Origin of the sequence: Massilia terrae (assembly GCF_024753145.1) — a bacterium.
In the GTDB taxonomy this organism is placed as follows: Bacteria; Pseudomonadota; Gammaproteobacteria; order Burkholderiales; family Burkholderiaceae_D; genus Telluria; species Telluria terrae.
Genome location: NZ_JANUGU010000003.1, coordinates 62798 through 83718, shown reverse-complemented (window position 1 = coordinate 83718; position 20921 = coordinate 62798). Strand labels below are relative to the sequence as shown.

The following is a 20921-nucleotide window of genomic DNA, read 5'->3' as shown; positions in this document are numbered from 1 at the left end:
TGTTTCCAATCGGGCGAAGTTGGCGTAATGTATCGTCTATTGCAGAACGGGAACATGATATGGAAGGCGCTGCCAAGCGCGAGCTGATTGCCGAGAATGAAGCCTTGCGCGCGCGCCTGGCCGACTTGCTCGAACAGGCCTCGCGCAACCAGGAAATCATGTCCCGGCACCAGGCTTTCGACCTCGAGATCGTGGCCGCGTCCAGCTTCGCGCAGCTGGTCGGCACCATCTTCCGCGCGCTGCCCGCCATCTGCGGCCTCGACGTGGTCACCCTGACCCTGGTCGATCCCGGCGCCGACATCTACATGGTGATGGAGCGGCTGGGCGTGGATTTCGGCGGCTTCCCCAATTTGATCTGGACCGAGGACGGCGCCGGGCTGGCGCTGGGCGAACCGCCGCGGCCCGTGCTGGGACCGTTCGACCCTGCGCGCCACGGCGCCGCCTTCCCCGACCAGCCGCAGCGGCCGGCCAGCGTGGGGCTGGTGCCGCTGCTGCGCAACCGGCGCCTGATCGGCAGCCTGAACCTCGGGAGCAGCGATCCGCAGCGCTTCACGGCCGGCATGGGCACCGACTTCATCGAGCACATGGCCTCGATCATCGCGATCTGCCTGGAGAACGTGATCAGCAACGAGATGCTGAAGTACATCGGCCTGACCGACGCCCTGACCGGCGCCTACAACCGGCGCTACATCGACCGCCGGCTGGCCGAGGAGATCTCGCGGGCGCGGCGCGCGGGCGGCGCGCTGTCGCTGATGTTCATCGATCTCGACCACTTCAAGCGGGTCAACGACAGCGTCGGGCACCAGGGCGGCGACGAGGTGCTGCGCGAGGCCGCGGCGCGCATCAAGGCCGAGCTGCGCTTGTCGGACGCGCTGGCCCGCTTCGGCGGCGAGGAATTCGTGGTGCTGCTGGTCGATGCCGACCAGCGCAGCGCGGCGGTGGTGGCGGAGCGCATCCGGGCGCGGATGGCGCATACGGCAGTGGAGCTGGCCGACGGGACGCCGGTGAATGTCACGGTGTCGATCGGGGTGGCGGGGCTGGAGCACGTCGACGTCAAGCGCCCGGTCGAGGACCTCGCCCTGCAGCTGCTGGCGCTGGCCGACAGCGCACTGTACCGCGCGAAGCAGGCGGGGCGGAACCGGGTGGTGACGTGTACGGCTTAAGTGTGTGCGCTGCGCGCGCAGCTTGACTCCACCACCAAGCTACAAACCGTCGTCCCCGCGCAGGCGGGGACCCATAGGCCGTGTGAGCAGTCGAAGCGATAGCCGCAAGCCTGTTAGCTCAGCATGGGTTCCCGCCTGCGCGGGAACGACGGCGGTTTTAATATTTCAAAATGTGGCAAATTTTGAAATATTATTTCACGCCAGCCTTCCCTCCGCCTTGCCCACCGCATCCGCCGACCCCCTGAGCACCACCACATCTCCCGCCTGCATCACGGTCTCCGGCTTCGCTTCCACCCGCTCGCGCCCGCGCCGGATGATGGTCACCTCGGCCCCGACCTCGCCCAGCGCAAACTCCGCCAGCGCCTTGCCGACGGCGGCCGCATCCTCGCGCAGGGTCACCGAATGCAGCCGCACGAAGGTGTGCTCGGGATCCTCCGACACATCCCCCGCGCCCGGGAAGTAGCCGCGCAGCGAGGCGTAGCGCTCGTCGCGCGCGCTCTGCACCCGGTGCACCACGCGCCGCAGCGGCACGCCGACCACCACCAGCGCGTGCGATGCCAGCATCAGGCTGCTCTCGAGCGCCTCCGGCACCACCTCGGTCGCGCCGGCCCGCTTGAGGATGTCGAGGTCGGTGTCGTCGTGGCTGCGCACGATCACCGGCAGCGTCGGCGCCAGCTCGTGCACCAGCGCGAGCACCTTCAGCGCCGCGCGCGTGTCGGCAAACGTGATCACCAGCGCGCTGGCGCGCTTGATGCCGGCCGCGATCAGCGCCTCGCGCCGCCCGGCGTCGCCATACGACACGCTGGAGCCGGCCGACTGCGCCTCCTGCACCCGCTCCGGATCGAGGTCCAGCGCGTACCACGGCAGCTTCTCGTCCGACAGCAGCGTGCCCAGGCTCTGGCCGCTGCGCCCGAAGCCGGCGATCACCACGTGCTTCTGCGCCGCCATCGTGCGGCTGGCCAGCTGGGTCAGCTGCAGCGACTGCTGCATCCATTCGTTGGACGCGACCTTCATCACGATCTGGTCCGACTTGGCGATCACGAACGGCGCCACCAGCATCGACAGCACCATCGCGGCCAGCACCAGCTGGATCAGGAACGGATCGATCAGTTTCGATTGCGAGGCCAGCGTCAGCAGCACGAAGCCGAATTCGCCGGCCTGCGCCAGCGCCAGGCCGGTGCGCATCGCCACGCCGTCGGACGAGCCGAACACCTTGGCCAGGAGCGCGATCAGCGCGAATTTCAGCAGCACCGGCAGCACCAGCAGGAGCAGCACCAGCCACCAGTTGGCGATCACCAGCGGCACGTTGAGCAGCATGCCGACCGTGATGAAGAACAGTCCCAGCAGCACGTCGCGGAAGGGCTTGATGTCCTCTTCCACCTGGTGCTTGTACTGGGTCTCGGAGATCAGCATGCCGGCCACGAACGCGCCCAGCGCCAGCGACAGCCCGGCGCGCTCGGTGATCCAGGCCGCGCCCAGCGTCACCAGCAGCAGGTTGAGCATGAACAGTTCCTGCGAGCGCCGCTTGGCCACCACGTTGAACCAGTTGCGCATCAGCTTCTGGCCGAGGAACAGCAGCAGCACCAGCACCGCCGCGGCCTTGACCCCGGCCCAGGCCAGGTTGCCGGCCAGGTCCTCGGGATTGGCCAGCGAGGGAATCAGGATCAGCAGCGGCACCACCGCCAGGTCCTGGAACAGCAGGATGCCGATGATCAGGCGCCCGTGCGCGCTTTCCAGCTCCAGCCGCTCGGTGAGCAGCTTGACCACGATCGCGGTGGAGGACATGGCCAGCGCGCCGCCCAGCGCGAACGCGGCCTGCCAGCCGATGTGCAGCTTCGGCGCGACGTGCGCGACCACCATCCCGAAGGCCACGGTGGCGGCCACCGTCAGCACCACCTGCGCCATCCCGAGCCCGAACACGATGCGCCGCATCGCCTTGAGCTGGGCCAGCGAGAATTCGAGGCCGATCGAGAACATCAGGAATACCACGCCGAATTCGGCCAGCGAGTGGGTGGCCGGGCTGTCCTCGGCCAGGCCGAGGGCGTGCGGGCCGATCAATACGCCGACCGCCAGGTAGCCCAGCATCGGCGGCAGGTGCAGGAGGCGGAACGCAACCACGCCCAGCACGGCGCTCCCGAGAAGTAATAGTGTCAGCTCAAGTCCCGATTCCATGCAGTGTGGCTAGTTCCTTATCGTCGATACGTTTCTGTGTCTGGCAAGTTTCTTGCTTTCCCAATTCGGCTATACTTCCGGCATTGAGTGTAACCCATGAAAAATCAATGCTGAAAGTTTTCGATGACAAGCAGGCACGGCGCGTGATGGAGCTGGCCCGCGAGACCCTCGATATCGAGGCCGACGCGATCCGCGCGCTGCACACCCGGCTGGAATCGGACGACAGCGTCGCCCGCGCCGCCGCCATCCTGTTCGCGTGCACCGGCCGCGTGGTGGTTTCGGGCATGGGCAAGTCCGGCCACATCGCGCGCAAGATCGCGGCCACGCTGGCCTCGACCGGCACCCCGGCCATGTTCGTGCATCCGGGCGAAGCCGCGCACGGCGACCTCGGCATGGTGACGGCGCAGGACGCCTTCATCGCGATCTCGTACTCGGGCGAGTCGTCCGAGCTGCTGGAGATCCTGCCGGTGGTCAAGCGCATGGGCACGCCGCTGATCGCCATGACCGGCAAGCCGCAATCGCGCCTGGCCCAGCTGGCCGACGTTCACCTCGACATTTCGGTGGCCAAGGAAGCCTGCCCGCTGAACCTGGCGCCGACCGCCAGCACCACCGTGACGCTGGCGCTGGGCGACGCCCTGGCCGTGGCGCTGCTGGATGCGCGCGGCTTCCGCGAGGAAGACTTCGCGCGCTCGCACCCGGGCGGGGCGCTCGGCCGCCGCCTGCTGACCCATGTGCGCGACGTGATGCGCAGCGGCGACGCGATCCCCGCCGTGTCGCCTGGCGTGCCGCTGGCGAAGGCGCTGCTGGAGATCACCCAGAAGGGCATGGGCATGACCGCCGTGGTCGACGAGGAGCGCCGCCCGGTCGGCGTGTTCACCGACGGCGACCTGCGCCGCCTGATCGAGCGCGTGCAGGACTTCTCCAGGCTGACCATCAGCGACGTGATGCATCCGAATCCGCGCCGCGTGCATCCGGACCAGCTGGCGGTGGACGCCGTCGCCGTCATGGAGGAATTCCGCATCAACCAGATGCTGGTGACCGACGCCGACGATAAACTGGTCGGCGCGCTGCACATCCACGACCTGACCCGCGCCAAGGTGATCTGATGACGCCCTACGACCACATGCAGCGCGCCTCGCGCGTGAAGGTGATGATCTTCGACGTCGACGGCGTGCTGACCGACGGCAGCCTGACCTACGGCGCCGACGGCGAGATCACCAAGACCTTCTTCGTGCTCGACGGCCTGGGCATCCAGCTGCTGCAGAAGACCGGCGTGCAGACCGCGATCATCAGCGCGCGCCAGTCGCCGATCGTGGTCAGGCGCGCGGCCGACCTGGGCATCAACCACGTCTACCAGGGCATCCACGACAAGCGCGTGGCCTTCGCCAAGCTGCTGGACGCGACCGGCGCCACGATCGAGCAGTGCGGCTACATCGGCGACGATGTCATCGACCTGCCGCTCCTGATGAAGGTCGGCTTCGCGGTCACCGTGCCGAGCGGCCACCCCGACGTGCAGCATCGCGCCCACTACGTGACCAAGGCGCCCGGCGGCCGCGGCGCGGTGCGCGAGGTGTGCGATATGGTGATGCGCGCGCAGGGCACTTACGAAAAGGCGCTCGCGCCTTACTTCGGCTGATCGACGGATCCAATGGCCACTCACGTCTACAAGCGAACCGCGCACCGCTGGCGCCTGCTGGCGATCATGCTGGGCGGCCTGTTCGCGGCGTCCGGCAGCTTCTGGCTGCTGCAGCTGGTGAACGAACAGGGCCTGCAGGTGCAGCTGGAGCGCAGCAACGAGCCGGACTACATCGTCGACAACTTCAGCTTTGTGCGCATGGACAAGGCGGGGCAGCCGAAGTACGTGGTGTCGGGCGACCGCCTGACGCACCGGCCGATCGAGGACGTCTCGTATGTCGACAAGCCGGTGGTGCAGGGCATGACCACCGAGCATCCGCGCATGACCATGCACGCCGACCGCGCCCGCATCCTGCACGAGCAGGACCAGGTCGAGTTGATCGGCAATGTCGACGTCGAGCGGCCCGGCAATGCGACCACCAAGGCGCTGTCGCTCAAGACCCAGCGCATGACCGTGCTGCCGGACGAGGAAATCATGAAGACCGACCTGCCGGTCGAGATGAAGCTGGGCGGCATGCTGGTTCGCGGCACCGGCATGGTCGCCAACAACGCGACGCAGCAGGTGCACCTGTCCAGCCAGTCGTACATCGAGTTCCCGCCGCGCGACAAGCGCTGACGGCCACCCACAGAGGACGAGCAAAATATGAAAACAATTATCGCTGCCGCCATGCTGTCGCTGATCGCGCTGGCGGCCCATGCCGAGCGGGCCGACTCGCTCAAGCAGGCCAAGGTGTCGGCCGTGACGGTCGATTCCGATCAAGTCTCCGGCAACACCGTCGCGGTGGGCGACGTGGTGATCACCCGCGGCACGCTCTTGATCAAGTCCGACAAGGCGGTGGTGTCGCAAACGCCGGAAGGCTATATGGCCGTGGTGCTGACCTCGGCGCCCGGCAAGTTCGCCACCTTCCGCCAGAAGCGCGACGGCGGTCCCGACCTGTGGGTCGAGGGGCAGGCCTCGCGCATCGAATACGACGAGCGCACCGAGATCGTCAAGCTGTTCAACAACGCCGTGGTCAAGCAGCTCGAGAACGGCAAGCTGACCAACGAGATGGACGGCCAGTTCATCTCCTACGACAACCGCAAGGAAGTGGCGGCGCTGCGCAATGACGCCAGCGGCGAATCGAAACAGGGCAACGGCCGTACCACGGTGATCTTTGAACCGCGCCGCACCGCGGCGGCAGCCGCGCCGGCGCCGGCAGGGAAGCAATAATGGAAGTGTGCGCAAACGCCAGCACCCTGGTCGTCAAGGGACTGCAAAAGAGCTACGGCAAGCGCCTGGTGGTGCGCGACGTGTCGCTGCACGTGGACTGCGGCGAGGTGGTCGGCCTGCTCGGCCCCAACGGCGCCGGCAAGACCACCTCGTTCTACATGATCGTCGGCCTGGTGCCGTCGGACGCGGGCGAGATCGACATCGACGGCACCGACATCTCCAGCCTGCCGATCCACCGGCGCGCCGTGCTGGGCCTGTCCTACCTGCCGCAGGAAGCCTCGGTGTTCCGCAAGCTGACGGTGGAAGAGAACATCCGCGCCGTGCTCGAACTGCAGCACAACGAGCAGGGCAAGCCGCTGTCCAGGAACGAGATCAACGAACGCCTCGACACCCTGCTGGCCGAGCTGCAGATCGAGAAGCTGCGCGAGAACCCGGCGCTGTCGCTGTCGGGCGGCGAGCGCCGCCGCGTGGAGATCGCGCGCGCGCTGGCCACCAACCCGCGCTTCGTGCTGCTGGACGAGCCCTTCGCCGGCGTCGACCCGATCGCGGTGATCGAGATCCAGCGCATCGTGCGCTTCCTGAAGGAGCGCGGCATCGGCGTGCTGATCACCGACCACAATGTGCGCGAGACGCTCGGCATCTGCGACCGCGCCTACATCATCAACCAGGGCGCGGTGCTCGCGTCCGGCCGCCCGGACGACATCATCGCCAACGAGTCGGTGCGCCGCGTCTACCTTGGTGAACACTTCCGCATGTAAGCGGCGGCCATGAAGCAATCGCTCCAACTTCGCACGTCGCAGCACCTGGCGCTCACGCCGCAGCTGCAGCAGTCGATCCGGCTGCTGCAGCTGTCGACGCTCGAGCTGCATCAGGAGCTGGAGCAGATCCTGACCGACAACCCGCTGCTGGAACGGCTCGACGATCCGCTCGACCGCTCGGTGCGGCTGCTGGCCGATGGCGCCATCAACAGCGCGCCCGGCCAGCCGTCGGAGACGCCCGCCGCGCCCGCGGAAGAGGGCGGCGAGCCGGAACCGTTCGAGCCTGCCGACGAGCGCGGCGAGGTGCAGGCCGACGCCGACTGGGGCGAGGGCGGCGGCGCGCGCCAGGGCGAGGAAGGCGAGGACGGCCGTCCGCAGCTGGAAGCCTGCGGCGCCACCCTGCGCGAGCATCTGATGGAGCAGGTGCGCATGACCAGCCTGTCGGCGCGCGACCGCGCCCTGGCCGAGCTGGTGATCGACGCGCTGGACGACAACGGCTATCTGGAAGAGCCGCTGGAAGAGATCCACGCGCGCCTGCCGGAAGAGCTGGAGATCGAGGAGGACGAGATGCGCTGCGCGCTGGCGCTGGTACGGAGCCTGGAGCCGGCCGGCGTGGGCGCGCGCAGCGCCTCCGAATGCCTGGCGCTGCAGCTGCGCCGCCTGCCGGGGGTGCCGCTGGTGACGCGGCGGCTGGCGCTGACCATCGTCGAGCACCACCTGGCCTGGTTCGCCCAGCGCGAATTCAACAAGCTCAAGAAGACGCTCGACTGCGACGACGAGGACCTGCGCGAGGCCCAGGCCGCGATCCGGCGCTGCAATCCGCATCCCGGCGCGGCGTTCGCCACCAACGCGTCGGACTACGTGGTGCCGGACGTGATCGTGCGGCGCGCCAAGGGCGGCTGGAGCGTGAGCCTGAACCAGGAAGTGATCCCCAAGCTTCGTATAAACAGTTTATACAGTTCCATGCTGAAGCAGTCGAAGGGCGAGGCCGGCATGGGAAGCCAGCTGCAGGAAGCCAAGTGGCTCATCAAGAATATGCGCCAGCGCTTCGACACCATCCTGCGCGTGTCCCAGGCCATCGTGGAACGGCAGCGCAATTTTTTCTCCCACGGCGCGGTTGCCATGCGACCCCTTGTTTTGCGCGAGATTGCTGATACACTAGGTCTACACGAGAGCACAATTTCTCGTGTTACAACGCAGAAGTTCATGCTGACCCCGCACGGCATGTTCGAGCTGAAGTACTTTTTCGGTAGCCACGTCGCGACGGAAGCGGGAGGAGAAGCATCGTCGACGGCGATCCGGGCACTGATAGCGCAACTGACAGGAGCAGAAGACCCTAAGAATCCATTATCCGACAGCAAGATCGCGGAAATGCTAGGGGAACAAGGAATGGTTGTTGCGCGTCGCACCGTTGCGAAATACCGCGAAGCACTCAAAATCCCCCCCGTCGCCCTCCGCAAATCCTTGTAACAGCACCGTTCCCCTCCGCATTGCGTGAGAACGTGTCGCAATTGACTTAAGGAGTGTGTATGAATCTCACAATCAGTGGACATCATCTCGATGTAACTCCCTCCATCCGTGACTACGTACAGAACAAGCTCGAACGCATTACCCGCCATTTCGACCAGGTGATTGCCACCCACGTCATCCTCGCCATCGACAACCTCACAGAAAAAGAGAAACGGCAGAAAGCTGAAATCAATATTCAGGTGCCGGGCAAGACTTTGCATCTCGAAAGTGTCGCGCAAGACCTGTACGCTGCCATCGACCTACTGATGGACCGGCTGGACCGCCAGGTTGTGAAACACAAGACGATTGTGCGCAGTCACGCGCACGAAGGCCACAAGCGAATGCCTGAGGGCGGAGCCACCGCTACCGCATAAGGCTGCAAGGCCGGACCAAGCTGAGGGCGCTTTTGGCGCCCTTTTCAATTGGCGGGCCGGGTGGCGGGCGCGGTAGAATGGATGTCTTTTCTACACTCGTTTTCATCATGAGCGACCACGTCCAGACTCGCGTATCGAACCGCACCGGCATCATCACGCTCGACCGTCCCAAGGCCCTCAATTCGCTGTCGCTCGACATGGTGCGCACGCTCACCCGTACCCTGCTGGCATGGCGCGACGATGCGGGCGTGGCCGCGGTGCTCATCCGCAGCAGCAGCGAGAAGGCATTGTGCGCAGGCGGCGACATCCGCTTCTTCTACGACGTCGGCCGCGCGACCCCGACCGGCGGCAGCGCGCTGCTGGAAGACTTCTTCACCGAAGAATACGCGCTCAACCACCTGATCCATTTCTACCCGAAGCCCTACATCGCGCTGATGGATGGCGTGGTGATGGGCGGCGGCATGGGCATCGCGCAGGGCGGCCCGGAATGCGGGCTGCGCATCGTCACGGACCGCACCAAGATGGCCATGCCGGAGGTGAACATCGGCCTGTTCCCGGACGTCGGCGGCAGCCATTTCCTGTCGCACGCGCCGGGGCAGCTGGGCCGCTACCTCGGCTTGACCGGGCTGACCATCGGGGCTGCCGATGCGCTGTACGCGGGACTGGCCGATGTGTTCGTGCCGGCCGACCAGCTGGAAGCGCTCAACCGCGTGATCGACAATTCGCCGGGCGATACGCTGGACGAATCGGTCCGTGGTTTCGCGCAGCCCTACATGGACCGGGTGGGGGAGAGCGACCTGGCGGAGAACCGCGAGGCGATCGATACGCACTTCGTGTTACCCACCGTGGCTGAGGTGATGGCATCGCTGGAGAAGGACGACAGCGTGTTCGCGCAGAAGGCGCTGTCGGCGATGCGCCAGCGTTCGCCCCTGATGATGTGCGTGACCGGCGAGCTGCTGGCACGCGGCGCGAAGCTGGGCGTGGCGGACTGCCTGCGCATGGAGCGTTCGGTGGTGCGGCGCAATTTCGAGAATGGCGAAGTGCTGGAGGGCGTGCGCGCGCTGGTGATCGACAAGGACAATGCGCCGAAGTGGAATCCGGCGACCGTGGAGGAGGTGACGCCGGAGATGGTGGAGCGCTTCTTCGAGCCGGTGTGGCCGGACTACGCGCATCCGCTGCGCCATCTCGCTTAAGGTAAAAGAGGGGCGGTAGCGATGCTGGAAGGGATTATGCCTGCTCGCGATGCCGCACCACCACCCGCTCCGTCGCGCTGAAGTAGGACGCCAGCCGCTCCGCCATATATACCGACCGGTGCTGCCCGCCCGTGCACCCGACCGCCACGGTCAGGTAACTCCGGTTATCCGTCTTGAATGAGGGCAGCCACTTCGCGATGAAGTTGCGGATATCCTGCAGCATCTCGTTCGCGCTAGGCTGCGCTTCGAGGAAGGCGATCACCGGCGCATCCTTGCCCGTCAGCGGGCGCAGGGTCAGGTCGTAGTAGGGATTCGGAATCGCGCGCACGTCGAACACGAAGTCCGCATCCAGCGGCACGCCCACCTTGAACGCGAACGATTCGAAGTACAAGGTCAGCGGCGCGCGCTCGACTTCCGCCAGCTCGCGCACCCAGGAGCGCAGCTTGTTGGCCGACAGCTCGGAGGTGTCGATCAGATGCCCGAGGTTCTCGATCTCCGACAGCCGCTCGCGTTCTTCCGCGATGCATTCGATCAGGGTGCGGCGCGAGGCCGGGTTCTCGCCCGGATGCAGCTCGTGCGACAGCGGATGGCTGCGCCGGGTCTCCGAAAAACGCGCCACCAGCGAATGGGTGTTCGACGTCAGGAACATGACGCGCACGTCGTGCCCTTGCTCCTTGAGCTTGGCGATATTGCCCGGCAGGTCGACCAGCGACTCGGCGCTGCGGGCGTCGACCGCGACCGCCAGCTTGTCGGTGCCGTCGCGGTCGACGGCCTGGACCAGCGGTGGCAGCAGGGGCGGGGGGAGGTTGTCGACGCAGTAATAGCCTGCGTCTTCCAGGACGTTCAGGGCGACCGATTTACCGGAGCCCGAAATGCCGGTGATAAGGACAATGCGCATGATGCGGCGATGATACCGCATCAATACGCGATTTGTCGCTTAGCTACCACTCATTGTTCTGCGTTATTGAACTTTAGTCACCGGAGATTCGCCCGGCGGAGCAGGGGGCCACGCCTAGTCTCCAAACATTGCCTGCGGAACGGTTCGCCTTGCAAGGGCGAACTCCTGATTCAGGCCTAGTCTCCTGACATTGCCTGACGTTGGCGCTCGGTGAACTCCTGCAGCGTGTCGATACCGCGCAGCTGCAGGATGGTGTTACGCACCGCGGCCTCCAGCAGCACCGCGATGTTGCGGCCGGCCGCGACCGGGATCACGACCTTGCGGATCGGCAGTCCCAGCACTTCCTGGGTCGGCACGTGGAAGGGCAGGCGCTCCACTTCCTCTTCCATCGCGCCGCGCCGCACGAGGTGGACGATCAGTTTCAGGCGCATCTTGCGGCGCACCGCGGTCTCGCCGAAGATCGCCTTGATGTCCAGCAGGCCCAGGCCGCGCACTTCGAGCAGGTTCTGCAGCAGCGGCGGGCAGCGGCCCTCGATCATGTTGGGCGCGATGCGCGAGAATTCGACGGCGTCGTCGGCCACCAGGCCGTGCGAGCGCGAGATCAGTTCCAGGCCCAGCTCGCTCTTGCCGAGGCCCGAGTCGCCGGTGATCAGCACGCCCACGCCCAGCACGTCCATGAACACGCCATGCATGATCACGCGCTGCGCCAGCTTCTTGGACAGGTAGACGCGCAGGAAGTCGATCACCTGCGCCGCCGGCAGCGGGGTCGAGAACAGCGGGATGTTCTGCTCGTCGCAGATGGCGAGGATGTCGGGCGGCGTCTCCAGCCCCTGCGCGATGATCAGCGCCGGCGGGCCGCCCGCGATCAGCTCGCCGATGACGTGGCTGCGCGTGCTCGACTTGAGCCGGTGGTAATAGTTCAGCTCCTGGTGGCCGAACACCTGGATGCGGCCCGGGTGGATCAGGTTCAGGTGGCCGACCTGGTCGGCGGCCGAGACGGCGTCGCCGGAAATCAGCCGCTCCCCGCCGGGAAAGCCTGCGAACCATCCCAGTTGCAGGGACTCGCGGTTGTCGTCGAACAGGCGTTGTATCGTCAGCGGGGTCTGGAGCATGTTTGTCTGGAGGTGGCGGCTGCCGGCTTGGCAGCCTGCCAAGTTTATCCCAAGGCCTGCAGGCTGGGTTGCCAGTTGATGATGCGCTCGTGCACCGACTTCGGATCCGGGTCGGTGGCCAACGCCGTGCGGACCGCTTCGTCGGAGAACAGTTCGGCAATCTCGGACAGGATTTCGAGGTGCTGCTGGGTGACGTGGTCCGGGATCAGCAGGAAGAACAGCAGGCTGACCGGCTCGCCGTCGGGCGACTCGAACGGGATCGGGTCCTTCAGGCGCACGAAGGCGGCCAGCGGCGCTTTCAGGCTCTTGCTGCCCTTGATGCGCCCGTGCGGGACGGCGACGCCGTGACCGAGGCCGGTCGAACCGAGGCGCTCGCGCGCGAACAGGTTGTCCGAGACCGTGGAACGGGCGATGCCGCAGTTGTTCTCGAAGATCAGACCCGCTTGTTCGAAGGCGCGCTTCTTGCTGGACACCTCGATGTCGAGGAGTACGTTCTCGGGTGCCAGGATTTTGCTTAAGTTCGTCATTTTACTGATGGTGCGGTGCACAACGGTCCTTGCGAGCCAGAATTATAGGCCGGTTTTTCGCCTGTGTAATTCGATTTCGATGCGCCCGCATCGCGCCGGCGAGCGGGTGTTTCGGAACCGACAAAACTGTTCGACTCCCCCAGGGGGCGAGCCCGTCGCGGCCGACGCAATTTACCTCACATAAATCAATGTCCCACGCACGAAAGACCATGAGTGGCGCTGTTTGGCCATGTTTTACACCAGTTCTGCCAAAACTTTAGTCAATCATCGCACGGATGCGGCTTGTTGTTTTCGCGCCCGCGCGACCGATGTCGACACGCTTCGGCAGCAGGTGGGCATCGTGCGCCGCGCCACAGTATTCCCCTATGGAAACACCCGTCAAGCGCGGCGCGGCCGGGCTTTGCGCGAGATCAAGGCTTACTGGCGCGCGGTGCGCAAGTTGCGCGGCGGCGGGCCGCTGTAGTTGCTGCGCCAGGGATTGATGTCAAGGCCGCCGCGGCGGGTGTAGCGGGCGTAGACGGCGAGCTTGGTCGGTTTGCACTGGCGCAGCACGTCCATGAAGATGCGCTCGACACATTGCTCGTGGAATTCGTTGTGTTCGCGGAAGCCGATCAGGTAGCGCAGCAGGCCTTCCTGGTCGATCTGGGGACCGGCGTAGTGGATCTGCACGCTGGCCCAGTCCGGCTGGCCGGTGACCAGGCAGTTCGACTTGAGCAGGTGCGACACCAGGGTCTCCTCGATTATCGCCTCGTCAAAATTGGCCTTCAGCAGTTGCGGCGCCGGGGTATAGCTGTCGACCTCGATGTCGAGGCGGTCCAGCAGCAGGCCGTCGAGCTCGCCCATTTTCACCTGGCCGAAGGCTTCCGGCGTGGACAGCGCGATGTGCACCGGCGCGCCGACCGCGGTGGACAGGTCCTCGCGCAGCAGGGCCAGCAGGGCATCGGTGTTGGCGAGGCGGGTCTGGTTGAAGGAGTTCAGGTAGAGCTTGAAGGATTTCGATTCGATGATGTTGGGCGAATCGGCCGGCACCGACATCGTCGCGATCGCCACCTGCGGCTTGCCGCGCATGTTCAGCCACGAGATTTCGTAGGCGTTCCAGAGGTCGACGCCGAAAAAGGGCAGGGTGCCGGCAATGCCCAGCTCCTCGCGCTTTTGCTGGCGCGGGATCGGGAACAGCAGCTCTGGCGCGTAATCGGTGCGGTAGGCGGAGCTCTTGCCGAGCGGGGATTGGTCAGGTGTGTTGGTCATCATCGTCATCAAAAATATCCGCCCCTTCAAAACGTCGTCCCCGCGCAGGCGGGGACCCATGCTGAGCTTGCAGTACTGCGGCTAGCGCCACTTGCAAGCGTTCTATGGGTCCCCGCCTGCGCGGGGACGACGGGGTTAGGCGGACTTTAACCTAAAAACAGCTTGTACACCGGATTCGCGCTCTCATCCCAGTGGCGGTAGCCCAGCCCCGCGAGGAAGGCGCGGAACTCGTCCATCTCGTCCTTCGGTACCTGCAAGCCGACCAGGATGCGGCCCACGTCGCCGCCCTGGTTCCGGTAGTGGAACAGGGAGATATTCCAGTTTGGCGCCATGCTGTCGAGGAAGCGCATCAGAGCGCCCGGGCGCTCGGGGAACTCGAAACGATACAGCAATTCATCATGCGCCAGCGTGCTCTTGCCGCCGACCAGGTGGCGGATGTGCAGCTTGGCCAGCTCGTCATGCGTCAGGTCGAGCGCGGCGAAGCCATTGCTCTCGAACTCGCGCACCAGCTGCACCGGCTCGTCGCGGCTGCCCACCTGCACGCCCACGAACACGTGGGCCTGGCGTTCGTCGCTGACGCGGTAGTTGAACTCGGTGACGTTGCGCGGGCCGACCACCGCGCAGAAGCGCTTGAAGCTGCCGCGCTGCTCGGGGATCGTCACCGCAAGCACCGCCTCGCGCGATTCGCCCACTTCGGCGCGCTCGGCCACGAAGCGCAGGCGGTCGAAGTTCATGTTGGCGCCGCAGGCCACCGCCACCAGGGTCTCGCCCTTGATCGGCTCGCGCGTCAGCTGCGAACGCTCGACGTAGGCCTTGGCGCCCGCGATCGCCAGCGCGCCAGCCGGTTCGAGGATGCTGCGGGTGTCCTGGAACACGTCCTGGATCGCGGCGCAGATCGCGTCGGTGTCGACGATCACGATCTCGTCCACCACCTTCTGGGCGACGCGGAAGGTCTCGGCGCCCACCAGCTTGACCGCGGTGCCGTCCGAGAACAGGCCGACGTCGGACAGCGCCACGCGCTCGCCCGCCTTCAGGCTCCTCGCCATCGCGTCCGAATCGACGGTCTGCACGCCGATCACCTTGATGTCCGGGCGCACCGCCTTGATGTAGGCGCCGATGCCGGCCACCAGGCCGCCGCCGCCGATCGCCACGAACACCGCGTGGATCGGGCCCGAATGCTGGCGCAGGATCTCCATGCCGATCGTGCCCTGGCCGGCGATCACGTCCGGGTCGTCGAAGGGATGCACGAAGGTCAGGCGCTGTTCCTGTTCCAGCGTCAGCGCATGGTTGTAGGCGTCGGTGTAGGACTCGCCATGCAGCACCACTTCCACCGCCGCGCCGCCGCGCGCCTTGACCGCCTCGATCTTCACCAGCGGGGTGGTGGTCGGCATCACGATCAGCGCCCGGCAGCCGAGCTTGGCCGCGGACAGCGCGACGCCTTGCGCGTGGTTGCCGGCCGAGGCGCAAATCACGCCGCGCTTCAGTTGTTCCGGGGACAGGTTCGCCATCTTGTTGTAGGCCCCGCGCAGCTTGAAGCTGAACACGCTTTGCATGTCCTCGCGCTTGAAATAGATGTGGTTGTCCATCCGTTGCGACAGGGTGGGAGCCAGGTCCAGCGGGGTTTCCTGGGCCACGTCGTAGACGCGGGCGGTCAGGATTTTCTTGAGGTAGTCGGTAGTCATGGTCTGCAACAAGGTATGCTGGACAAATGCCCAGAGAGATTGCGGGGACGACGCGAGACTGTCCTGCTTGGCTGTTGGCCGAGGCGTGCAGTGCGGTAGAGCCGGGCTGGGTTGCAGCCAGCTGAACCGTGTCGAGGCCTGATGCGTTGGATCATTATAATGGAGGCCTCGCGCCTCTGCCTGCATTGCTTTCCCCATGATCGAAACCGCCATCGTCTGGCTCCTGAAGATCCTTGCCGCGCCCGCCGTCGGCCTGACCTCGGTGTTCATCGTCAGTTTTGTTTCCGCGACCTTGCTGCCCTTGGGATCGGAGCCGGCCGTGTTCGCGGTGGTGAAGGCGAATCCGGCCATGTTCTGGCCGGTGATCCTGGTCGGCACGCTGGGCAACACCCTGGGCGGCGCCTTCGACTATGTGCTGGGGCACCGCGCCAAGACCACCTTCGCCAAGGAACGCAAGACCCGCTGGTTCCACTGGCTAGAGCGCTTCGGGCCGAAGACCATGCTGCTGTCCTGGGTGCCGGGGATCGGCGATCCGCTGTGCACGCTGGCGGGCTGGCTGCACCTGCCGTTCTGGCCGAGCATCACGTATATGGCGATTGGCAAGTTCGCAAGGTATGTGACCATGACGGCGGCCTTGCTCTACGTCCCGGACGGCATCTGGCAAAGCATCGGCCAGTTCCTCTCCCAGGCCACCGGCTAACGGTAGAGTCTTTGCTTGTGGCTATTTGCTGCCAGATAAAAGCCGAAATAAACCCATGCTTGTCGAATGGTATTCGCTCAGGCCGTTCAGTTGCATGATTTTATTGCGCCAACCCTTCCAATGAAATAACTATAGCCATGCGTGGTGCAGCGCAATAAGCTAGAATGGACGGTCTCACCGGGCCTGTCCGACTGTCGATTCCCATTCATGAACGCCCCCGCAAACCTCAACGCCCTGCTCGAAGACACCGCCAATCCCGCGCGTCTGCGCGAGATCCCGTACAACTACACCTCTTTTTCCGACCGCGAGATCGTGATCCGCCTGCTGGGCGAGCCCTCGTGGCGCCTGCTCGACGAACTGCGCGACGCACGCCAGACCGGCCGCTCCGCGCGCATGCTGTACGAGGTGCTGGGCGATATCTGGGTGGTGCGGCGTAATCCCTACCTGCAGGATGACCTGCTGGACAATCCCAAGCGCCGCCAGAAGCTGATCGACGCCCTGCACCACCGCCTCGGCGAAGTGGACAAGCGGCGCCTGATGGTCGATGCCGGCGAGGCCGACCCGGCGGCCGCCAGCGCCCGCAGCGCCGCGGTCGAGCAGCTGCTCACCGCCGCACGCCGCGCCGTCGACGATTTCGCGCGCGAGTTCCAGTCGACCTATGACCTGCGCAAGCGCGCGCTCAAGGTGCTGGGCCGCTACACCGACAAGCACAACATCCGTTTCGACGGCATGCACCGCACCTCGCACGTGACCGACGCCACCGACTGGCGCGTCGAGTATCCCTTCGTGGTGCTGATGCCGGACGGCGAGGACGAAATGGCCGGCCTGGTGAAGGGCTGCATCGAGCTTGGGCTGACCATCATCCCGCGCGGCGGCGGCACCGGCTACACCGGCGGCGCGATCCCGCTCACGCCGCTGTCGGCCGTGATCAACACCGAAAAGCTGATCGACCTCGGCGACGTCGAGATGTCGCGTCTGCCCGGCGTGGAGCGTGACTACGCGACCATCTTCACCGGCGCCGGCGTGGTCACCCAGCGCGTGTCGCAGGCCGCCGAAAAAGCCGGCTTCGTGTTCGCGGTCGACCCGACCTCGGCGCACGCCTCCTGCATCGGCGGGAACATCGCGATGAACGCCGGCGGCAAGAAGGCCGTGTTGTGGGGCACCGCGCTCGACAACCTGGCCTCGTGGCGCATGGTCGACCCGAACGGCGACTGGCTCGAAGTGACCCGCATCGACCACAACCTCGGCAAGATCCACGATACGCCGGTGGCCGTGTTCCAGCTCGAATGGACGCACCCGACGCCGAAAGGCGCCGCCAAGGACGCGCCGTTCCGCACCGAGACCCTGAGCATCGAGGGGCGCCGCTTCCGCAAGGAGGGCCTGGGCAAGGACGTCACCGACAAATTCCTGGCCGGCCTGCCGGGCATCCAGAAAGAAGGCACGGACGGCCTGATCACCTCCGCGCGCTGGATCCTGCACAAGATGCCCAAGCACACCCGCACCGTGGCGCTGGAATTCTTCGGCCAGGCGCGCGATGCGATTCCCTCGATCGTCGAGATCAAGGACTACCTCGACAGCCTGCCGGCCAGCGGCAAGCCGGGCTTCGAGACCCTGCGCCTGGCGGGCCTGGAGCACCTCGACGAACGCTACCTGCGCGCGGTCGGCTACGCCACCAAATCGAAGCGCGGCACGCTGCCCAAGATGGCGTTGTTCGGCGACATCGTCGGCGACGACGAGAACGCGGTCGCGCAGGCCGCCTCCGAAGTGGTGCGCCTCGCGAACACCCGCGTGGGCGAGGGCTTCATCGCCGTCTCGGCCGAAGCGCGCAAGAAGTTCTGGCTCGACCGCGCCCGCACCGCCGCCATCGCCAAGCACACCAACGCCTTCAAGATCAACGAGGACGTGGTCATCCCGCTGAACCGCATGGGCGAGTACACCGACGGCATCGAGCGCATCAACATCGAGCTGTCGATCAAGAACAAGCTGCAGCTGCTGGACGAGCTGCACGCCTGGTTCACCGCCGGCGCGCTGCCGGTCGCGAAGAGCGACGACACCGGCAGCGAAGGCGTGGACGCCGACGAGATCCTGGGCGACCGCCCGGCGCAGGCGCTCGACCTGCTGGCCGGCGTGGCCGCGCGCTGGCGCTGGCTGCGCGACAACCTGGACCTGCCGCTGGCCGCCGCCCGCGCCCAGCTCGAACAATTCGGGCTGGCGCAGCACGACGCCGCCTTCGCCGCGCGCCTCGACAAGCAGCCGGATGCGAAGCTGTTCGACGTCGTGCAGGACCACACCGTGCGCGTCTCGTGGAAGCAGGAACTGCGCGCGCCGCTGCGCCAGCTGTTCTCCGGCGCCGCGTTCACGCCGATCCTGGAAGCCTGCACCGAGATCCACAAGCAGATACTGCGTTCGCGCGTGTTTGTCGCGCTGCACATGCACGCCGGCGACGGCAACGTCCACACCAACATCCCGGTGAACTCGGACGACTACGCGATGCTGCAGGACGCGCACAAGGCCGTCGAGCGCATCATGAAGCTGGCGCGTTCGCTGGACGGCGTGATCTCGGGCGAGCACGGCATCGGCATCACCAAGCTCGAATTCCTGACCGAAGACGAGATCCGCGATTTCCGCGAATACAAGCTGCGCATCGACCCGGAAGGGCGCTTCAACAAGGGCAAGCTGCTCAACAGCGAGACTTCCTACGCCGACCTGCGCAACGCCTATACGCCGTCGTTCGGCCTGATGGGCCACGAATCGCTGATCATGCAGCAGAGCGACATCGGCGCCATCGCCAACAGCGTCAAGGATTGCCTGCGCTGCGGGAAGTGCAAGCCGGTGTGCACCACCCACGTGCCGCGCGCGAACCTGCTGTACTCGCCGCGCGACAAGATCCTCGCCACCTCGGCGCTGATCGAAGCCTTCCTGTACGAAGAGCAGACCCGCCGCGGCGTGTCGATCCGCCACTGGGAAGAGTTCGAGGACGTGTCCGACCACTGCACCGTGTGCCACAAGTGCGTGACGCCGTGCCCGGTCAACATCGACTTCGGCGACGTCTCGATGAACATGCGTAACCTGCTGCGCAAGATGGACAAGCGCAGCTTCAAGCCGGCCAACCGCGCCGCCATGTTCTTCCTGAACGCGACCGACCCGACCACCATCAACGCGACGCGCAAGACGATGATCGACTGGGGCTTCAAGGCCCAGCGCCTCGGCGCCAGCGTGCTCAAGAAAGTGGCCGCGCCGCAGAAGAAGGCGCCGCCGCCGACCACCGGCAAGGCGCCGGTGCGCGAGCAGGTGATCCACTTCATCAACCGCAAGATGCCGGGCAACCTGCCCAAGAAAACGGCGCGCGCGCTGCTGGATATCGAGGACGACAAGGTCATCCCGATCATCCGCAACCCGAAGACCACCAACGCCGATACGGAAGCGGTGTTCTACTTCCCGGGCTGCGGCTCCGAGCGCCTGTTCTCGCAGGTCGGCCTCGCGACCCAGGCGATGCTGTGGGAAGTGGGCGTGCAGACCGTGCTGCCGCCGGGCTACCTGTGCTGCGGCTATCCGCAACGCGGCGCCGGCCAGTACGACAAGGCCGACAAGATGATGACGGATAACCGCGTGCTGTTCCACCGCATGGCCAACACGCTGAACTACCTCGACATCAAGACCGTGCTGGTCTCCTGCGGCACCTGCTACGACCAGCTCGCGACCTATGAATTCGAAAAGATCTTCCCGGGCTGCCGCATCATGGACATCCATGAGTACCTGCTCGAGAAGGGCGTCAAGCTCGAAGGCGTGACCGGCACCCGTTACATGTACCACGAGCCGTGCCACAATCCGATGAAGCTGCAGGACTCGGTCAAGACCGTCAACGCGCTGGTGACCACGGTCGACAACGTGAAGATCGAGAAGAATGACCGCTGCTGCGGCGAGTCGGGCACCTTCGCGGTGTCGCGCCCGGATATCTCGACCCAGGTCAAGTTCCGCAAGGCGCAGGAGATGGAGAAGGGCGCGGACAAGCTGCGCGAGGACGGCTTCGACGGCAAGGTCAAGATCCTGACCAGCTGCCCGTCCTGCCTGCAGGGCCTGCACCGCTACAATGAAGATGCTGGCACGGATGCGGACTACATCGTGGTCGAGATTGCGCGGCACCTGCTGGGCGAGGACTGGATGCCCGAGTACGTGGCGCGCGCCAACAACGGCGGCATCGAAAGGGTGCTGGTATGACGGTGTGCGAACTGTGCGGCCTGACCGGGCCGGCGCTGTACCGCGATGCCAAGCTGTCGGTGATCGCGGTGAACGATGCGAATTACCCGGGCTTCTGCCGGGTGATCTGGAACGAGCATGTGCGCGAGATGAGCGATTTGTCGGCGCAAGACCGCGCGCTGCTGAACGAAACGGTGCACCAGGTCGAGATGGCGGTGCGCGAAGTGATGGACCCGGACAAGGTCAATCTCGCCAGCCTGGGCAATGTGGTGCCGCACCTGCACTGGCACGTCATTCCGCGCTATGTGGATGATGTGCACTTCCCGAATCCGGTGTGGGCTGCGGCCGTGCGCGAGCCGGACGAGGAGTCGCTGGCGCCGCGGCGCGAGAAGTTGCCACGGCTTGCGCAGCTGATCGCAGAGCGCTTGAATAGCCGCTAACCCCAATACCGTCGTCCCCGCGCTGGCGGGGACCCATGCTGAGCGTGCAGTCACGCGGTCCATGGGCTCCCGCCTGCGCGGGAACGACGGGGAAACTAAACGG

The 20921-nt window shown here is 65.7% G+C and carries 19 protein-coding genes; 13 read left to right on the top strand and 6 right to left on the bottom strand.

Going from position 1 to position 20921, the window contains the following annotated elements; all coding sequences use genetic code 11:
- The first annotated feature begins 59 nt into the window (after positions 1-59).
- A complete protein-coding gene (locus NX778_RS11255) occupies positions 60-1163 on the top strand; it encodes a GGDEF domain-containing protein (RefSeq protein ID WP_258811837.1) in 1104 nt (367 codons plus the stop codon).
- 195 nt (positions 1164-1358) lie between these two features.
- Here the strand turns inward: NX778_RS11255 and NX778_RS11250 are convergent, their stop codons facing one another.
- Complete coding sequence (locus NX778_RS11250) at positions 1359-3335, bottom strand: monovalent cation:proton antiporter family protein (protein WP_258811836.1); 1977 nt, start codon at positions 3333-3335, stop codon at positions 1359-1361.
- A 107-nt stretch (positions 3336-3442) separates the two neighbouring features.
- On the opposite strand from NX778_RS11250, the gene NX778_RS11245 reads away from it, so the two are divergent.
- The 8 genes from NX778_RS11245 (at position 3443) to NX778_RS11210 (ending at position 10014) form a co-directional block, all read left to right on the top strand.
- Positions 3443-4441: a KpsF/GutQ family sugar-phosphate isomerase gene (locus tag NX778_RS11245; RefSeq protein WP_258811835.1), complete on the top strand. Its 999-nt coding sequence runs from the start codon at positions 3443-3445 to the stop codon at positions 4439-4441.
- On the top strand, positions 4441-4971 hold the full coding sequence (locus NX778_RS11240; RefSeq protein WP_258811834.1) for a KdsC family phosphatase: 531 nt from the start codon (positions 4441-4443) through the stop codon (positions 4969-4971). The genes NX778_RS11245 and NX778_RS11240 overlap by 1 nt, the downstream gene beginning before the upstream one ends.
- Positions 4972-4983: 12 nt before the next feature.
- Positions 4984-5586 carry an LPS export ABC transporter periplasmic protein LptC gene (lptC, locus tag NX778_RS11235; protein ID WP_258811833.1) on the top strand — a complete coding sequence of 201 codons (603 nt, stop codon included), beginning with the start codon at positions 4984-4986 and terminating at the stop codon, positions 5584-5586.
- Between the two features lie 27 nt (positions 5587-5613).
- Positions 5614-6180, top strand: a complete 567-nt coding sequence (gene lptA / locus NX778_RS11230) for a lipopolysaccharide transport periplasmic protein LptA (RefSeq protein WP_258811832.1) — start codon at positions 5614-5616, stop codon at positions 6178-6180.
- Positions 6180-6938 (top strand): LPS export ABC transporter ATP-binding protein, encoded by a 759-nt coding sequence (gene lptB, locus NX778_RS11225; protein ID WP_258811831.1) that lies wholly within the window; start codon positions 6180-6182, stop codon positions 6936-6938. The genes lptA and lptB overlap by 1 nt, the downstream gene beginning before the upstream one ends.
- Before the next feature lie 9 nt (positions 6939-6947).
- Positions 6948-8408 (top strand): RNA polymerase factor sigma-54, encoded by a 1461-nt coding sequence (locus tag NX778_RS11220; protein ID WP_258811830.1) that lies wholly within the window; start codon positions 6948-6950, stop codon positions 8406-8408.
- Between the two features lie 59 nt (positions 8409-8467).
- Positions 8468-8821: a ribosome hibernation-promoting factor, HPF/YfiA family gene (gene hpf / locus NX778_RS11215; protein ID WP_258811829.1), complete on the top strand. Its 354-nt coding sequence runs from the start codon at positions 8468-8470 to the stop codon at positions 8819-8821.
- A 107-nt stretch (positions 8822-8928) separates the two neighbouring features.
- On the top strand, positions 8929-10014 hold the full coding sequence (locus NX778_RS11210; protein ID WP_258811828.1) for an enoyl-CoA hydratase/isomerase family protein: 1086 nt from the start codon (positions 8929-8931) through the stop codon (positions 10012-10014).
- Positions 10015-10048: 34 nt separating this feature from the next.
- Here the strand turns inward: NX778_RS11210 and rapZ are convergent, their stop codons facing one another.
- The 3 genes from rapZ to NX778_RS11195 all read right to left on the bottom strand — a co-directional run bounded on the left by rapZ (position 10049) and on the right by NX778_RS11195 (position 12551).
- Positions 10049-10912 carry an RNase adapter RapZ gene (rapZ, locus tag NX778_RS11205; RefSeq protein ID WP_258811827.1) on the bottom strand — a complete coding sequence of 288 codons (864 nt, stop codon included), beginning with the start codon at positions 10910-10912 and terminating at the stop codon, positions 10049-10051.
- Positions 10913-11088: 176 nt separating this feature from the next.
- Positions 11089-12024, bottom strand: a complete 936-nt coding sequence (gene hprK, locus NX778_RS11200; RefSeq protein WP_258811826.1) for an HPr(Ser) kinase/phosphatase — start codon at positions 12022-12024, stop codon at positions 11089-11091.
- Between the two features lie 44 nt (positions 12025-12068).
- The gene (locus NX778_RS11195; protein WP_258811825.1) at positions 12069-12551 is read right to left on the bottom strand and encodes a PTS sugar transporter subunit IIA; all 483 of its coding nucleotides are present in this window, start codon (positions 12549-12551) and stop codon (positions 12069-12071) included.
- Positions 12552-12780: 229 nt separating this feature from the next.
- On the opposite strand from NX778_RS11195, the gene NX778_RS11190 reads away from it, so the two are divergent.
- Positions 12781-13014 (top strand): hypothetical protein, encoded by a 234-nt coding sequence (locus NX778_RS11190; RefSeq protein ID WP_258811824.1) that lies wholly within the window; start codon positions 12781-12783, stop codon positions 13012-13014.
- Here NX778_RS11190 and queF read toward each other — a convergent pair.
- Both queF and ilvA read right to left on the bottom strand, forming a co-directional pair.
- Positions 12969-13799 carry an NADPH-dependent 7-cyano-7-deazaguanine reductase QueF gene (gene queF / locus NX778_RS11185; protein ID WP_258812170.1) on the bottom strand — a complete coding sequence of 277 codons (831 nt, stop codon included), beginning with the start codon at positions 13797-13799 and terminating at the stop codon, positions 12969-12971. The two genes, NX778_RS11190 and queF, sit on opposite strands and share 46 nt — an antisense overlap.
- A gap of 146 nt (positions 13800-13945) precedes the next feature.
- Entirely contained in the window at positions 13946-15481 is a 1536-nt protein-coding gene (gene ilvA / locus NX778_RS11180) for a threonine ammonia-lyase, biosynthetic (RefSeq protein ID WP_258811823.1), read from the bottom strand.
- Positions 15482-15677: 196 nt separating this feature from the next.
- Here ilvA and NX778_RS11175 point away from each other — a divergent pair, with 196 nt between their 5' ends.
- From NX778_RS11175 to NX778_RS11165, 3 genes are all read left to right on the top strand, one after another.
- Positions 15678-16181 (top strand): YqaA family protein, encoded by a 504-nt coding sequence (locus NX778_RS11175; protein WP_258811822.1) that lies wholly within the window; start codon positions 15678-15680, stop codon positions 16179-16181.
- Between the two features lie 207 nt (positions 16182-16388).
- Entirely contained in the window at positions 16389-20399 is a 4011-nt protein-coding gene (locus NX778_RS11170) for a DUF3683 domain-containing protein (protein WP_258811821.1), read from the top strand.
- On the top strand, positions 20396-20818 hold the full coding sequence (locus NX778_RS11165) for an HIT family protein (protein ID WP_258811820.1): 423 nt from the start codon (positions 20396-20398) through the stop codon (positions 20816-20818). Before NX778_RS11170 ends, NX778_RS11165 begins: the two co-directional genes overlap by 4 nt.
- Positions 20819-20921 lie beyond the last annotated feature (103 nt).